The 15,494-nt window shown below is 55.4% G+C and carries 16 protein-coding genes and 1 pseudogene; 5 read left to right on the top strand and 12 right to left on the bottom strand.

Annotation, left to right across the window (positions count from 1 at the left end):
• Positions 1–18 precede the first annotated feature (18 nt).
• Positions 19–1,263, bottom strand: coding sequence for a BaiN/RdsA family NAD(P)/FAD-dependent oxidoreductase (locus HMJ29_RS18815; protein WP_244679035.1), 1,245 nt, complete (start codon positions 1,261–1,263; stop codon positions 19–21).
• A 113-nt stretch (positions 1,264–1,376) separates the two neighbouring features.
• On the bottom strand, positions 1,377–2,225 hold the full coding sequence (locus tag HMJ29_RS18810; RefSeq protein ID WP_171592932.1) for an NAD(P)H-binding protein: 849 nt from the start codon (positions 2,223–2,225) through the stop codon (positions 1,377–1,379).
• Between the two features lie 101 nt (positions 2,226–2,326).
• Here HMJ29_RS18810 and HMJ29_RS18805 point away from each other — a divergent pair, with 101 nt between their 5' ends.
• Both HMJ29_RS18805 and HMJ29_RS18800 read left to right on the top strand, forming a co-directional pair.
• A complete protein-coding gene (locus HMJ29_RS18805) occupies positions 2,327–2,716 on the top strand; it encodes a hypothetical protein (RefSeq protein WP_171592931.1) in 390 nt (129 codons plus the stop codon).
• 48 nt (positions 2,717–2,764) lie between these two features.
• Positions 2,765–3,643, top strand: a complete 879-nt coding sequence (locus HMJ29_RS18800; RefSeq protein WP_171592930.1) for an SDR family oxidoreductase — start codon at positions 2,765–2,767, stop codon at positions 3,641–3,643.
• An 86-nt stretch (positions 3,644–3,729) separates the two neighbouring features.
• On the opposite strand, the gene HMJ29_RS18795 is transcribed toward HMJ29_RS18800, so the two are convergent.
• A complete protein-coding gene (locus HMJ29_RS18795) occupies positions 3,730–4,581 on the bottom strand; it encodes a LysM peptidoglycan-binding domain-containing protein (protein ID WP_171592929.1) in 852 nt (283 codons plus the stop codon).
• A 151-nt stretch (positions 4,582–4,732) separates the two neighbouring features.
• Positions 4,733–5,032, bottom strand: coding sequence for a hypothetical protein (locus tag HMJ29_RS18790; RefSeq protein WP_171592928.1), 300 nt, complete (start codon positions 5,030–5,032; stop codon positions 4,733–4,735).
• A gap of 94 nt (positions 5,033–5,126) precedes the next feature.
• On the opposite strand from HMJ29_RS18790, the gene HMJ29_RS18785 reads away from it, so the two are divergent.
• Positions 5,127–5,888 carry a glycosyltransferase gene (locus HMJ29_RS18785; RefSeq protein ID WP_171592927.1) on the top strand — a complete coding sequence of 254 codons (762 nt, stop codon included), beginning with the start codon at positions 5,127–5,129 and terminating at the stop codon, positions 5,886–5,888.
• Positions 5,889–6,136: 248 nt separating this feature from the next.
• On the opposite strand, the gene HMJ29_RS18780 is transcribed toward HMJ29_RS18785, so the two are convergent.
• The 5 genes and pseudogenes from HMJ29_RS18780 to HMJ29_RS18760 all read right to left on the bottom strand — a co-directional run bounded on the left by HMJ29_RS18780 (position 6,137) and on the right by HMJ29_RS18760 (position 11,753).
• Complete coding sequence (locus tag HMJ29_RS18780; protein WP_171593412.1) at positions 6,137–7,423, bottom strand: metal-dependent hydrolase family protein; 1,287 nt, start codon at positions 7,421–7,423, stop codon at positions 6,137–6,139.
• Between the two features lie 46 nt (positions 7,424–7,469).
• On the bottom strand, positions 7,470–8,054 hold the full coding sequence (locus HMJ29_RS18775) for a hypothetical protein (protein ID WP_171592926.1): 585 nt from the start codon (positions 8,052–8,054) through the stop codon (positions 7,470–7,472).
• 73 nt (positions 8,055–8,127) lie between these two features.
• A complete protein-coding gene (locus HMJ29_RS18770) occupies positions 8,128–10,383 on the bottom strand; it encodes a S46 family peptidase (protein WP_171592925.1) in 2,256 nt (751 codons plus the stop codon).
• A gap of 377 nt (positions 10,384–10,760) precedes the next feature.
• Positions 10,761–10,859: pseudogene (locus tag HMJ29_RS20790) on the bottom strand (YkvA family protein); the annotation flags it as partial.
• Positions 10,860–11,183: 324 nt separating this feature from the next.
• On the bottom strand, positions 11,184–11,753 hold the full coding sequence (locus HMJ29_RS18760) for a YdcF family protein (protein ID WP_171592923.1): 570 nt from the start codon (positions 11,751–11,753) through the stop codon (positions 11,184–11,186).
• Between the two features lie 64 nt (positions 11,754–11,817).
• Between HMJ29_RS18760 and HMJ29_RS18755 the strand changes: the two genes are divergently transcribed.
• Both HMJ29_RS18755 and HMJ29_RS18750 read left to right on the top strand, forming a co-directional pair.
• Positions 11,818–12,357, top strand: a complete 540-nt coding sequence (locus HMJ29_RS18755) for a DinB family protein (RefSeq protein ID WP_171592922.1) — start codon at positions 11,818–11,820, stop codon at positions 12,355–12,357.
• Positions 12,358–12,632: 275 nt separating this feature from the next.
• The gene (locus tag HMJ29_RS18750; protein ID WP_171592921.1) at positions 12,633–13,031 is read left to right on the top strand and encodes a VOC family protein; all 399 of its coding nucleotides are present in this window, start codon (positions 12,633–12,635) and stop codon (positions 13,029–13,031) included.
• Here HMJ29_RS18750 and HMJ29_RS18745 read toward each other — a convergent pair.
• The 3 genes from HMJ29_RS18745 to HMJ29_RS18735 form a co-directional block, all read right to left on the bottom strand.
• On the bottom strand, positions 13,019–13,648 hold the full coding sequence (locus HMJ29_RS18745; protein WP_171592920.1) for an AlbA family DNA-binding domain-containing protein: 630 nt from the start codon (positions 13,646–13,648) through the stop codon (positions 13,019–13,021). The two genes, HMJ29_RS18750 and HMJ29_RS18745, sit on opposite strands and share 13 nt — an antisense overlap.
• 151 nt (positions 13,649–13,799) lie before the next feature.
• The gene (locus HMJ29_RS18740) at positions 13,800–14,669 is read right to left on the bottom strand and encodes an SDR family oxidoreductase (protein WP_171592919.1); all 870 of its coding nucleotides are present in this window, start codon (positions 14,667–14,669) and stop codon (positions 13,800–13,802) included.
• Positions 14,670–15,032: 363 nt separating this feature from the next.
• Positions 15,033–15,455, bottom strand: a complete 423-nt coding sequence (locus HMJ29_RS18735) for a DUF3127 domain-containing protein (protein ID WP_171592918.1) — start codon at positions 15,453–15,455, stop codon at positions 15,033–15,035.
• Between the last annotated feature and the right edge of the window lie 39 nt (positions 15,456–15,494).

The raw sequence follows: 15,494 nt of genomic DNA, 5'->3' as shown, positions 1-15,494 counted from the left end.
CACCTCACAATTTCACCACTACTCCACTGCTCCCATAGCGCGGCCGGCCAAGAAGCCGGTGGTCCAGGCAGCCTGAAAGTTGAAGCCGCCCGTGATACCGTCGATATCCAATACCTCACCGGCGAAATGTAGGCCAGGTACGCGGCGGCTTTCCATAGTCTGCATGTTTACTTCGCTGAGCAGAATACCCCCGCAGGTAACAAACTCGTCCTTGTAAGTGGTCTTGCCTCGCACGGGCAGGGCCGTACGCAGCAAACCCTCTATTAAGCGGTTCTGTAATTTAGTTGGCAACTCATTCCAGCGCGTTTCCGCACCAATGCCGGCCTGTTCAGCTAAAGTGCGCCACAGGCGTTGGGGTAGCCCAAACAAAGGGTTATTCACCACGCCTTTCTTGCCGTTCTGCTCCCGAAACTCCAGCAGCCACTGCCGTAGGCTTTCCTCTGTGTGTTGCGGAATCCAGTTAACCAGGGCCGTGCTTTGGTAGCCTAGCTCGTGCAGGCGGCGGGCGCCCCAAGCAGAGAGCTTCAGCACAGCCGGGCCACTTAGCCCCCAGTGCGTTACCAGAACCGGGCCTTCGTACTCCAGCTTCTCACCCGCTACGCGCACGCGGGCCTGCGGCACGCTTACGCCGGGCAGTTCGCGCAGGGGCGAGTTGGGCACGTTGAAAGTGAACAAGCTAGGCACGGGCTCCTGAATAGAGTGGCCTAGCTGCCGCAGCCACGCATATTGGTCTGCTTTAGGTGCGCCACCCGTAGCAATGAGCAGGCGAGCCACATCTAGAGTTTGGGCATGCGGGCCAGTTATAGTCAGACGAAAGCCTCCTTCGGGTAGGGGCTCAATGTGCTCTGCCTGGGTGTGCAGCAAAATTTGTACGCCGGCGCGATGAGCGGCGTCCAACAGGCACTGGGCAATGGTTTCAGATGAATCGGTGGTGGGAAACATGCGGCCATCGGGCTCAGTTTTAAGCCGCACACCGCGGCGCTCAAACCAGCGCACCGTATCAATGGCCCCAAATTGCTTGAAGGGCTCTTTAAGCTGCTTCTGGCCCCGCGGATAATGCTGCACGAGTTGGGCGGGCGTATCGGCCGCGTGCGTTACGTTGCAGCGGCCGCCGCCCGAAATGCGCACTTTGCTCAGCAGCTTGCCGGTCTTCTCAATCAGGAGCACTCGCAGCTGCGGGTTAGTTTCGGCGCAGGTTATAGCCCCAAAAAATCCCGCTGCTCCACCCCCAATAACGGCTACTGTTTTCTTCTCTGCTTTCACGCTGCAAAGGTACGATGCCCCCACGCGAGTACCATCTAGCCAGCTGTTTTACTGCCCTGAAAGGAAGAAAATTATCCAGTGCTGACTAAACGAATCAACTGGGCAGGAGTGGCCTAGCCGAGAGTGGCCAGCACATCATCGTGCTGGAACGTGTAGCCCGTGAGCTTCCGCACCAAGGTGCTATCAATGAGCTTACCGCCCGCCGACTCTGGCAGAAAGGTGGGCGGCTGCAGGCCTAGCCGGGCGGCGGCCTGAGGGTAAAACTCACGGCGCGGAGGGTGATGAGCTGCGCAGGCATTAAAGGTATGCCCCCAGATTTCCAGCTCAATAATGTGGCAAAGCAGGCCTACACAATCATCAAGATGAATAAGGTTAACGGGGGCATCGCCCTGGGGCAGGTCGTGGCGACCTGCTAAAAATCGGCCCGCAGCCCGGCCTGGCCCTAGTAGGCCACCTAAGCGTACCACCGTGTGGTCGGGAGCCGGAAAAAGTGCTTCGGCGCGCAGCAGAGGGGCAGCGGCGTCGGCGGCGGCTTGGGCATCTGTTTCGCGCATGGCGCGGGGCTCATCGGGGTACACGCCCGTGGTGCTTACGTACAGGATGTGCTGCACACCAGCTTGCTTGGCAGCGGCCACCACTGGCTGGAGCAGCTCGGGGTAGGCCTCGGCTGAACCGGCGGCCCGCGAAGGAGGAATGTTAAGCACCAGAATGTCTACCTCCTGCAACATCGCGCTTAGGGTATCGGCGTCGATGGGGGAGAGCTTAGTGCTAAGACGCAGTAAAAAGGGCCGGATACCGGCATCCCGCAGCGTAAGAAGCTGCAGGGGAGTGGTAGTAGAACCATGCACCCGGTAGCCCTCCTCAACCAAGGCGCGAGCCAACGGCAGGCCCAGCCAGCCGCAACCCAGAACGGCAACAGTTGGCAATGAAGGAGAGCGGAAGGAGGCAGTGGTGTTGGTCATGTGGGGGTAAAGGTGGCAAAAAATCTTTCTTACACAAGAGGTGTCCTTTGCAAAGGAAGATGCTCTATTTTGTGTCACTTCGAAAAATCAATACTGGCACTATGACTACTTCCTATCGATTATATGACGATCGTAGAGACGACTTTGAAGCTCGCATTCGAATTTTGACCGAGGAGGAAGGGGGGCGTAATTATCCTCCTTATAATGGGATACGCTGGGATTTCCGGTACGCAACGGGCGAAAATTCTAAGGTGTGTTTTATGCTTTACCCTGACTTTTACTACCCTGAAACCGGCGACTCTTGGCGGGAAATGCCTGTAACAATTGGTGAATGGCTCTTTGCTCGCATGTACTGCATCGTACCAGAAACCCGCATAAGAGTGCATCAAAAGCAAGTGCGCCCCGGTACCTCCTTTTACTGTGTAGAGGGCAACCGCATTGTAGCTGAAGGGACAGTTACCCGAATAACTGGTTTATTTGAGGAGCGGTAGTATCTACGGCTTGTTTTCAACTTCCCCAACTTCCCACCAAGTCTTCTTATGTCTTCCAGCCATCCTTACGCCCAGCCTATGCTGCGCGATAATGCCCTACAGGGTAAAACCATTGTCGTGACGGGTGGCGGTACTGGCTTAGGCCGCGCCATGACCACCTATTTCCTGCAGCTTGGTGCCAACGTGGTCATCAGCTCCCGTAAGCTGGACGTGCTGGAAGCCACTGCGGAGGAGCTACGCCAGCAAACTGGCGGGCAGGTGCTAGCCGTGCAGTGCGACGTACGTAAGTATAATGAGGTGGAAGCCCTGCTGCAAACCACCATTGACACCTACGGCGGTGTTGATGTGTTGCTCAACAATGCGGCCGGTAACTTCATTAGTCCCACCGAACGCTTGAGTCACAAGGCGTTTGATGTGATTGTGGATATCGTATTGAAGGGCTCATACAACTGCACCCTGGCTTTTGGCAAGCGCTGGATTGCCGACAAAAAGCCCGGTACCATCCTGAATATTGTGACTACCTACGCATCGGTTGGCTCGGCTTATGTCGTGCCTTCGGCGGCGGCTAAAGCCGGCGTGTTGGCCCTTACTCGTTCTCTGGCCGTTGAGTGGGCTAAGTATGGTATCCGCTCAAACGCCATAGCCCCTGGGCCGTTCCCAACGGAAGGCGCTTGGAGCCGCTTGTTCCCCGATGCCCTGGCGGCTAAGCTTGACCCCGCCGCCAGTGTGCCCCTCAAACGCGTGGGCGACCATCAGGAGCTAGCCAATCTGGCCGCCTATATGGTGTCAGATTTCGCAGCTTATATGAACGGCGAGGTAGTAACCCTCGACGGCGGTGAGTGGCTCAACGGAGCCGGCGAGTTTAACAAGCTCGAAGCCATCCCTGCGCCTATGTGGGACGAAATCGAGCGAACCATGCGCCGCTAAATCACGGCTATAAGCAGGTTACTCTAAAAGCAAAAGACGCCCAGGTACAACCCGGGCGTCTTTTGCTTTTAAGCATAGCAGGGGCTTTAAAATTTGTAGCCTTTAAAGTCCTTGGTAAACTCTGCTGCTGGAATAGGCTGGTTGGGGATAACGTCAGAGAACTCAAACTTCTCATACAGGCCCTTGTCGTCGTGTACTTGCACTACTAATGGGAGCATCATCTTTTGATCAATGCACAGTACTACGCGGCGGCCATAGGCATTAGGTACTTGCAAGGTGCGGCCAGCGGGTACCGTAGCCCCAGCGCTTAGGTCGTTACGTTCCAGAATGCGGTATTCGCCGCAACCAAACTTGTCGGAGATAGCAGTAACCGTTTCGGGCTTGGTGGTTTTGTAGGCCACATATCGGAACTGCGGGTAGGAGGCCCGCAGGATGTAGGCCTGTCGGCCGGCAATGGTGGTGTCGCCATCGTAGCGAAAGGTCTTCTCGAAAGAGTGGTCGAGGCGGGTTTTAGAGCCATGCAGCATCTCGGCAATGGTGCCATAGCCGGCGTCTAAGGCGCTATGATGCTGATTCTTGCGCATAAGGGAACCCAGCGGATCCAGGTTCAGCGTGACGTAGGGAAAACTGTTGGGATACACCATCGCGTCGCCATTATTCTGGCCGGTCACCCAAAGCACTTCTACGCCCTTCTGATTGCGCAGATATACCTTATACGGGTTGAACGCCATTTTCATGACGGTTTGGGCGGGTTGGTACGTGTTGCCAATGCGCTCTTTAGCCCGTACCGTGCAGCGCAGCGTTTTGAGGTTATTAATAGCCGAGCTTAAGTTCGTAATCAGCTGATCGGTGGTAAGCTTTTCGCTGGGAGCCGGGGCGGCTGCTGATACGGATACCAGAACAGCTGCCGCGGCTGAGAGCCGAAAAAAAGAATTCATAGGAGAGCGTAACGAAATAAAGAAGGGGTGGAAAGTGGCCTAACGCAGTGCACAAACCGGGCCGGAAGCAAAATAGGTAAGTACTGCGAAAGGTTGGGGCAGGGAGCTAGCCTGCGGCAAAGCGGCCTGAAGCAACCCCCACCCCGCAGACCTAGTTAAGGCTTATTCTGGGAAAGCGACTGGCGGCACTGTCGAAGATGAATAATTCATCAATCTCCACTTCCCGTAAATAACGATACAGTGGGAATTGTTCGACTATTGACCTAACAGCCGCATCGTGCTGCCCGTTCATGGTGACCCAGCCACGGCTACGGTCAGCGCTAATAGCGTAGGCCTCAATTACATTCTCCTCAAGCAGGCGGTTGATATAGGCACGGTGACGCGGAATGAGGGAAATGAAGTCCTCCTCAAAGGCATCAGGCAAACGAAAAGAAACAACAAATTTGGCCATAATATCTCACTAAGGCCTAAACGCCCTACGGCCAGGAAAGTTGAGCTATTCCTGCCAGTGTAACTTTTTGAGGGCTATTTGAGAATACAGCCTCATGCACTTCTCCGTTATTACCCCCACCTACAACCGGCTGCAGTTTCTGCCCGAGACAGTAGCCAGCGTGCGAGCCAGCGTTTCGGCTCCGCTAGACTTTAGCTTCGAACACCTGATTTGCGAAAACGCCAGCACCGATAACACCGCGGAGTGGCTTCGCTCGGAAGCAGAGAAAGATGGCGTGCCGCTGCGGGTGCGCACCCAGGCGACCAAGCTACTGCCCGGCCCCGCCCGTAATTTGATAATCCGCAAAGATGCCCCCGCCGATGGGTGGCTGGTCCCGCTCGACGATGACGACGTGCTTCTGCAGCGGGCCCTCTACCACTATGCCGCCGAGATACAGCAACATAGTGAGCAGCCTTGGTTTGTGGCCGACTTTCTGCGGGTTGATGAAGAACGCCGTTATCTGCCCAATGAAGATTATTATGCTTGGAAGTTTGACTCCCCAGCCGATATGCTCCGCGCTATTTTCAGGGCTGAGCACTTCATACAGGGTAATGTCTGCTATAGCCGCGCACTGTTTGACGAAGTAGGGGGCTACGACGAGGAAATTGAAATGGCAGAAGACTTGGACCTGTACGTACGGTTCCTGCTAGCGGGCCACTTGCCCGTTATTTGCCCTCACATTAGCCACTTGCACCGCTTTCACACCAACAACGTGAGCATTGGAGTAGACGCCGACAAGCACGGTGCTGATTTGCGAGTCATTTATGATAAGTACGCTGATCAGCTGCAAGCATTAGGCGTTGAAAGGCCAGGTTAACAATGGCTTACTAGGCAGCTAAGCATCCTCTATGTGTTAGCTGAATTCGATGGATGTAATAGAAAATCCAGCTTAGATAAGCAGGTTCTACGCTACAAAACCACATCAGCCTACCGCAGCAGGGCCCTCATCTTGTTAGAACGACTGGCCTAGTGCCACTCGGTCAGACGTGATGAGGGACTTGCTGCGGTAGGCTGATGTGGACTAAAAAGTTGGTGTATCAGACTGCCTAGTAAGGAGCTAGCAGATTACTGCTTCACAATTACGCCGCCTTTCACTACCAAGCGTACTTGGCGCAAGGTGGTTATATCCTGGGTTGGGTCGCCGGAAACGGCCATCAAATCAGCGAGCAGGCCCGGCTGAATGCGGCCACGATCAGGGAGTTGGAAGGCGTGAGCATTACCGCTCGTAACGGCGCGCAGCACCTGTAAAGGGCTCATGCCATACTCCTGCGCAAGCAACACAGCTTCGCGTACATTCTCTCCGTGCGTAAATACTCCTACATCGCCGCCCACAGCAATTTCTACCCCGCTTTGCAAAGCAGCCTTTACGCTCTGGCGCTTCTGCTGAATGCGTTCGGGTACGGGGTCTTGGCCCTTGTGCCAGCCACGGTACTGCGAAATTGCATCGCCGGCTGCCACAGTGGGGCAGAGGGCCACGCCGCGCTGCTTCATCAGTTTAAACACTTCCGGGGTGCCGCCGTCGCCGTGTTCAATGGTTTGCACGCCAGCCAGAGTTGCGCGGCGCATGCCTTCGGGCGTGCTAGCGTGGGCCACTACTGGCCTACCGGCACTGCGGGCCGTTTGCACAATTAGGTTGAGCTCGTCTTGAGAGAAGGTAGCGCGGCTGGGTTCGTTGGCACCCCAGCGGTAGTCGGCATACACTTTTATAATGTCGGCGCCCTTTCCTATTTGCTCCCGCACCGCCCGAATGATGTCATCTACACCGTCGGCTTCCTGGGCACCCTGGGGCACATCTACATCAGTGGATAGTTTGGGGCCATAGCTACCCGTGGCAACCAACGCCCGCGTGGCTACCAGCAATCTAGGCCCAGGAATTATATTCTGGTCTATCGCTTGCTTGAGACCTACATCGGCGAAGCCGGCGCCCTCGCTGCCTAAGTCCCGAGCCGTGGTAAAGCCGGCCTCCAGGGTGCGGCGGGCATGGGCCGTAGCGCGGGCCACCCGCAACGCCTGTGACTCCTGCAGCACCTGGTCGTTCCAGGGTGTTTCGTTGTAGGGGTGGAGCAGCATGTGGCTGTGCCCCTCAATAAGGCCCGGCAACAGCGTGAGGCCCGGTAGCTCTAAAGTGCGGGCGCCGGCAGGGGCCGCGAGTTGGGCAGAGGGGCCTACGGCTTTGATCTTGTCGTTTTCCACCAGCACGGCCCAGCCCAGGTGCAGGGTTTCGCCATCGAAAACGGCCGCGGGACGGAGTAGCAGCTGAGTAGGGAAAGTTGTTGAGGGCGTCGACTGGCCTAGCGACAAGTGTGAAAATAGAACTAGCGAGAATATCGCAGAGGCCCCGAAAATGCGCATAGTTGGTGCGTTGAGAAAATGATGCGACACAAGATAGTGTCGCTTGTCAGAATTGCCACCACGCCCGGCGCGCAGGTTCGGGTAGCCCGATTACCCGTCGTAGAACATAGGCCATTTGCTGAGCAATATTCTCCGCTTCCACTTCCAGAAGAAACAGCTTGCTTGCATCTGCCAACTCTAAGTACAGAATACCAGCATATCCTGACGCTTGCACCTTTACCGCCCTTATAGTATTAAATAGTATCAATTGCTCCTTGGTAACTTGCTGGCGGTAGCTGTTATTCAGATGTTTAACTAGAATATGTTGGGCTATGCTATCTATTCTTACATCGTTTTGCAGGCGTAATTCTTGCATATCCTTTTTTTTTCGGCGCTCATCGAACCACACTACTAACCCCATAATTATCAACAGAAGCAACATCAGGTATTCCTCGTTGTATACACTTACTCCTATAAATAAGCTGATAAACACACCGAGAAATAGCAGGCCTAGCTGCTTTTGTTCTGGCGTGAGCGGGTTCCAGCAGAGCCGTATTTCGGAGTAAGAATAGTGAAAAGTTACTGAGCTCCCGGACTCAGTGAGCTTCCGGCTGATCTGTTTTAGATCTGGGTATAAGTATGTGAGGCTCATACAGCCATATAAAATAGAAATGCCCGCCGGAAGATAGGTTTTCCGACGGGCATTGCAGCTTAAGTAAGTGCTACTACGCTTTCTGCTTAGCAGGCTTGCGCTTTACTTTAATCTTCTCCAGCTTCTTCCCGGCCGGGTCAGCCTCTTTCGGGCCACCAACCAGGGTCATTTCCTTTACCAGGTGGCCAGCGCCGGCGTACTTATCCACCACGAAGAGCATGTAGCGCACATCCAGCGTAATGTTACGCACGCGGTCGGGGTCGAACATAATATCCGACATGGTGCCTTCCCAGTTACGGTCGAAGTTGATGCCAATCAGCTCCCCACTGCCATTGATAACGGGCGAGCCGGAGTTGCCACCGGTGGTATGGTTAGTGGCAATAAACGCCACCGGTACTGAGCCTTTGTAGGCATAGGGGCCGTAGTCCTTGTTCTTGTACAGCTCGGCCAGGCGAGCGGGTACCTCAAACTCGGGGTTAGTGGGGTCGGCCTTTTCCATGATACCATCGAGGGTGGTATAAAAGTCATACTTCGTGCCGTCGGCGGGCTCATAGCCAGCTACTTGTCCGTAGGCCACTCGCAGGGTAGAGTTGGCGTCGGGGTAGAATTTGCGGTCGGTTTGCTGTTGGCGCAGGCCTGCCACGTACGTGCGCTGAAGCAGGGCAATATTGTCGGTAGCCGCGTTATAAGTGGGGAGTACCTGCTGGCGGTATGTGTTTACAATGGATTGAGCCAGCTGAATGGCTGGGTCTTGGCGCAAGCCTTGCGCGTTGCCTTTGGCTACTTCGTCCAGCACTTTCAAGGCGCTTTCCAGTGAGGTCAGGCGCGACTTACCGTAGAGCTGTTCTGCGTAGGCGTTCCAGCCACCCGTGGTGGCATACTGCTTCTGCAGGTTCTTCACGTAGGCGGGGAGCAGGGCTGCTGGCGTGCCGTTGGCGTACAGAGGTAACAAGGCTGCCGCTACTTTCTGGTCAGTAGCCGCATTGTAGTTGCGGAAGAATCCGGGGGCGCCTTTTTTCAGCTTCTCAATGGCCGTGGCCATTTCTTCGGCTGAAGCTTTTTTATCGGTCAGGTCAAGGGCGGGAAGTAGGCTGTTGGCGTAGAGCATCAACTCTATACCCAAGGCGGCTTCGGTCACGTAATCACGGGCCAGAGTGTAGTCGCGCACGGCGGCGTAGCTTTTCTGGAACTGCGGCAGCAATGGGGCGTAGGCAGCTTTGCGGGCCTCATCACCACTCTCGGCCCACTTCTGAAACTGGGCCTCTTGCTCCTGCTTGCGCGTTACGGCGTCGAGCTTCTTTAGGCCGCGGGTCTCGCCAATCCACTTCTTCCAGTAGTTGGCAATGCTGGCGTACTTGGCCGCGTACTGAATGCGCACTTTGTCCGAAGCCTTCATATCAGTATCCAGAATGCGCAGCTTGGCGTCGCGTACTTTGATTTTGGCCGGGTTAGAGAGGGAGTACACCTCATCTACACCCCAGGAGGTAAGGTACTCATTGGTGCGGCCGGGAAACCCGAAGACCAGGGTAAAGTCGCCGGGCTGCACGCCGCTCAGGGAAATGGGTAGGTGGTGGCGGGGCTTAAAGGGCTGGTTCTCGGGCGAGTAGGGCGCGGGTTTGTTATCGGGGCCAGCATAAATGCGGAAAATGCTGAAGTCGCCGGTGTGGCGGGGCCAGGCCCAGTTGTCGGTGTCGCCGCCAAATTTACCGATGCTGCTCGGCGGTGCACCCACCAACCGAATGTCCTGGAATACTTCCGTCACAAACAGGTAGTACTCGTTGCCGCTGAACATGGGCCGCACAAAGGCCTGGTAGTTGGTGCCCTGCACGGCCGCCCGGGCCACGCGCTGGCTGTTGGCCTGTACTAATTGTTCGCGCTCCGCCTCCAGGATATTGGTGGCGGGCACGCCGGTAAGCACCTGCTGCGTGACATCCTCCATGCGCACAATGAAGGTGGCGGTAAGGCCAGGATTGGGCAGTTCCTGCTCGCGCGTCATGGCCCAATAGCCCTTCGTGAGGTAGTCGTTCTCTACGGAAGAGTGGCTCTGAATTTGGCTGTAGCCACAGTGGTGGTTGGTGAGTAGTAGGCCCTGATCGGAGATGATTTCGCCGGTGCAACCGCCGCCAAACTGTACCACGGCATCTTTCAGGCTGCCTTGGTTGATGCTGTAGATTTGCTCGGCCGTGAGCTTGAGGCCTTTCTTTTGCATGTCGGCCTCATTGAGCTGCTTGAGCAGCAGCGGCAGCCACATGCCTTCGTCGGCGCGGGCCTGGGGCAGGAGGGTAAATAGCGTAAGAGCCAGCAATACCAGCCGGGGAATTCGGGTCATAGAAATGAAGATAAAGGGTGGCCTAGCAAAAGAGGAAGACGTAAAAATAGCAAACTAGCTGCTTGTAAGCCCAGCCGTGCAAGCGGCGCACCGTAGCTTGAGCGCAGTAGTGCGTACATGCCAATGCCCACCCGAAGCCGGGTGGGCATTGAACAGAGGGCCGCTGAATACACCCGCTTTGCGCAGGCCAGCCGGCCAACTGAAAGGCGTTAAGAGTGGCCTAGCTCGGCTACTGCGGCCGCGTTCTGGGCGTTGGTCTTGGAGGCCGCGGGCGCAGGAGAAGCCGCTGGAATGTCGTCGGTTTCCTCACCGGCGTGCGTTTCTTCCCACTCCCGGAATCTGGTTATTTCGCCCTGGAATTTCTCTACAAACCAGCTAATCAGAGCTAAGTCATCCAGGAAGCCCACAACGGGGATAAAATCGGGTACCAAGTCAACGGGAGAAAGGGTATATAGCAGTACGCCCAGTGCCGAGACAATAGTGCCGGTATCTACTTGGCGGTAGGTGCCGCTCACGTAGTTGCGTACCAGCCGCACCACGGTGAAGGCTACGCTAAAGAGCTGCTTGAACTTGTTGTCGCCGCTTTCTTTACTGGAGAGCTTATTGGCAACTTCATTCAGCACCATTATTACCTTGAAGGGGCGGCCCAGCAGTTTGCCAGCACGGTTCAGGAAGACGCTAAACAGCGCATTTTTAGAAATCGAAAGTCCTTTTTCGACGAGATTGGCCATAGGAAAAGTAGGTTGGAATATGCCCCGTGTACGCGGCCCTCTCGCCCTACGTTGCCAGGTTAAGCAGTGCTACGCCAGCCGGTAGGCATAGTAGGCAAAAAACTCCCGGAGCAAGGCATAAACGTCGCGCCATTCAACATATTCAGCATGAGCGCCCTCTACTGTAGCAATCCCTTGTTGGCGGAGCAGAAGCTTTGTGCGGGTCACGTGGAAGAACTGCGTCACAACCAGCGCCGAGCTCAAGTTTCTGGCGTGGGCAATTCGCGCAAAATTACGTGCCGTTGCTAGGGTGTTATTGCCAGCATTATCTACTACAATAGCCATTGAAGGTACGCCTTTGGCTACTAAATACCGTTGCATGGCAGTGCCTTCATAGTGCCCTTCTTTGCCTAGGCCACCACTCACGAAAATCAGTGGGCTGACTCCAGCCTTGTAGAGTTCTAATGCCTTATCAAGCCGGGCTTGGAGCCGGGCTGAGAGGCTGCCATCAGCATTAACCGTATTGCCCAATACCACTAAGCAATCGGCTGGCTCAGTAGTATCCAGGAGCCCATCAGCGGTAGTGATAAGAAGGTGCAGCAGAACCCAGCTGCTTGAAAGCCAAAATATAGAGCGAAGCAGGCATTTAACTGGATGCATGAACAACGTTTACCTAATAAGAGCAAAAGCGGTGGAAATTACGGCTTTCTTGTAGCTTCGCCTCATGAGCCACCTAACCACCCGACCTGCTGCCGGCGAGTACGCTCCGTACTATGACCTGTACATTAAGAACATTCCTGCCGGCCACAACCCTCTTCAGCAGTTGCATGAGCAGCCCTTGCTGCTGAAGGAGTTGCTTGCCGACTTCACTGAGGAGCAGGGCCTGCTGCGCTACGCCCCGGGCAAATGGAGCATCAAGGAAATGCTGGTGCACATGATAGACACTGAGCGCATATTTGCCTACCGCGCCCTGCGCATTGCGCGCGGCGACCAGCAGCCACTACCCGGTTTTGAGCAGGACGACTACGTGCCAGCCTCCGGCGCCGATGCGCGGACCATGGAAAGTATTCTGCACGAGTATGATACGGTGCGGGCAGCTACGCTGAGTTTGTTTGAATCATTTGAGCCAGAGGCCTTTGAGCGGAAGGGTACTGCTAGTAATAGCCCAACAAGCGTGCGGGCACTGGCCTATATTCTGCCAGGGCATGAGGCGCACCATGTACATATTTTGCAGGATAGATACCTATCTATGCTAGTCAAATAGCGTACTTGCAAACAACACCTCTCCACGCCGCTGCGTTAAGGGTGCATCCATTCCCTCCAACAACTACTCATCATGGCTAAAGCGCAAGAACCCCGCAAGGAAAAGAAGAAAGAGCCTACCAAAACCACCAAGGAGAAGAAGGCTGCCAAAGAAGAAAAGAAAGCCCTGAAAGCCCGCCAGCAAGACTAAGCTGGCCTTTTGAGAAGTACCTGAAACGGCCGGCTCGCGTTAGTGAAGCCGGCTGTTTTGCGTTATACCATTGCTGCTCCATTGCCGTGAACCAGAGAATTGCACTCGTTACCCTGGTAATAGCTGACTACGATGAAGCCATTGCCTTTTACACGCAAAAGCTAGGCTTCCGGCTGCTAGAAGATACCGTGCTCAGCCCGGAGAAACGGTGGGTGCGGGTAGCTCCGCATGGGTTGGCCGGTGCTGAGCTGCTGCTGGCCCGGGCCGCAACGCCCGCACAAGCCAAGTGCGTTGGCAACCAGACGGGCGGCCGCGTGGCCCTATTCCTCTACACCGATGATGTGGCCCGCGACTATGCGCAACTACAGGCCCAGGGCGTAACTATAGTGCGCCCCCCGGTAACAGAGCCGTATGGTAAGGTGCTAGTATTCGCTGATTTGTATGGCAATCAGTGGGACTTGCTCGAGCCCGCTCAGAGCGTATAATACACCTCTTTTTCTTTGTCGTGGTGCTTGATGTAGCCGTGCAGGGTGAGCTTAATCAGGGTACGGTAGGCACGGCGCTGCCCAATGTTGAGCAGCTTCATGTACTGGCCCAGCGTTATGCGCGGGTGCTTGCGCAGGTATTCCAGCACCGCCAGTTCCTCTTTGTTTAGGGGAATGCGCTCAAACATCGGGGTAGTATCATGGCGCTCCAACACTTTCTCTGTGAGCTGGCTGGTTTGTACACTCTCATCGCGCACGCGCACGTAAGAGCGCCAATCGTCGGGGGCTACCTGGGCGCGGTGGGGTTTCTCGGGGCTCTCCGGCACCGTAACCACCACCACCACGCGGCCATCTTCTTCCACTTCCCGAAACCGCAGGCTCGTTAAGGGTGGGTCAATGTAGTGGGCGGCGGCTTCGCGTAGTTGGTATATTTCTTCTGCTGCGTCGCGCACGCCCACAATCCGGCCATTATCTTCCACGCCCACCAGCACACGGCCACCGTGGGTGTTAGCCAGTGAGGAAAGGGTGCGCGAGATGCGGTGAGGATGGGTTGTTCGCTTCTTAAACTCCAGCCGCTCTCCTTCGCCCTGCCGTATCAATTCCTGTAAGTCAGTCATAGCCTAACAGCGCCAGCCCTGAAAAGTAGCCTAGGCCAGTCGCTAGTACCTAAACGCGGGACGCCCCAAAAAGTCACGCGCAAGCAAAGGCAACTCACCATCCAGGAAAGATTACAAGAGTGGCCTAGAACCCATTGCGCAGCAAGTTTTCTTACTCAATCCCGGTTTCCTCAGCCGAAATCTTCCACAAACGGCTGGCCTCAATGGGGCTGTCGGCGCGGCTGGAGCAGCGGGCAGGCTGCCGATTTGAAAAATACCGCCCACTAACGTTGGCCACATCCGGGGAGGTAGCCAAATAGAGAGTAGTTTGGGCACCCTGCTCCGGAGAAATCATCAGGGGGCGAGCTGCCCACCACAAGCCCTTCATTACCGGCGATGTATCGGTGCGGATCAGGCCGGTATCTACCATGCCGGGGTGGAGGCAGTTGGCGGTAATGCCCGTTAAGTCCAGGCGGTAGGCCAGTTCTTTGGTAAATAGGATATTAGCTAGTTTAGAATCGGCGTAAGCGGTGAGCCAGCTGTACTTGTCGGGTGAGTTACGGGTTTCACGGGAGGGTTCAATCTCACCTACCCAATGCGCTATCGACGACACTGTAACTACTCGGGCTTTACCAGCCGCATCCAGAAGCGGAAGCAGGAGGTTAGTTAAGGCGTAGGGCGCTAAATGATTAGTGGCCCAGCTAAGCTCATTTCCTTCGTCGGTGATGTGGAGCACGCCGGGCATAATACCCGCGTTATTTACCAAAATATCTAATTGGCTGTGCTCCTGCTGCATTTCCTCGGCCAGCGCCCGCACATTTCGGAGCAACGACAGGTCATAGCACTTTACCTGTACCAGTGCCTCGGGTCCTACGGCGGTTTGGATGGAAGCGCGTGCCCGCTCGGCCTTGTCCGCGTCGCGGCCCACCAAGACCACAGTAGCGCCCTGGCGTGCTAACTCACGTGCCGTAACTAGCCCAATGCCACTTGTGCCACCCGTAATAAGTGCAATTTTACCGGCAAGAGAAGAAGATAACGCCATACGCGGCAAAGGTAAAGGGCAAAGTTGAAGGGGTGTACTGGCCTACGAAATCTAAAACGATTGGAAGCTGGCCTGACTTACGTGCAATAGTATTAAAAGGGTGAGCGTAAGAAGATCTTTGGAAAGAGTAGTGAGGCTCACGTGCAGGCTAATTTAAATAGTACTATGTGTTGGGCAGGGAAAAGCTTGGCAAAATATAAGCGGTACTCCCGCCGATTAATGGGGTTAACTATAGTAGTTCAGCTGGGCTGATTGTACTCTAGCTAATTGAACGGGATAGGTAAGGGTTTCTGATAGACCACAAAAAAGCCGCCCCATTTCCGGAGGCGGCTTTTGAAGGGTGGCCTAGCAAGGCAACGCTGCTTAGAAGGGCAGGTCGTTGTCGTCGTCGGAGGCGATAGGAGCGGCCGAAGCGCGCAGGTTGGGGTTTGAGTTGGCAGCGGGAGCAGCAGCACGAGGGGCGGCCTGCTGGAAGTTGCCACCACCTTGAGGAGCAGCGCCACCACCGGTGCCAGCCTCAATGCGCCATGCCTCGAGGTTGGTGAAGTACAGCATCTGACCGTTCTTGTTGAAACCACGACCACGCAGGTTGAAAGAGATTTTAACCTCGTCACCTACTTTGTATGGGTCGATGAGGGCGGTTTTGTCCTGCACCAATTGAAACTTGATATGCTCAGGATACTGGCCGTCTACGACTTCCAGCACGAATTCGCGCTTGCGGAATTTTTCGCTCACCTGCTGTTCGTCGAATATCTCGTGCAGGCGGCCGGTAGCTTCGTAAGCCATAGGAAAAAAATATGTTTGGGGATGTTAAAACAGTAATTC

The sequence above is a fragment of the Hymenobacter taeanensis genome (assembly GCF_013137895.1).
Classification (GTDB): domain Bacteria; phylum Bacteroidota; class Bacteroidia; order Cytophagales; family Hymenobacteraceae; genus Hymenobacter; species Hymenobacter taeanensis.
This window is presented reverse-complemented; position numbering and strand designations above follow the sequence as displayed.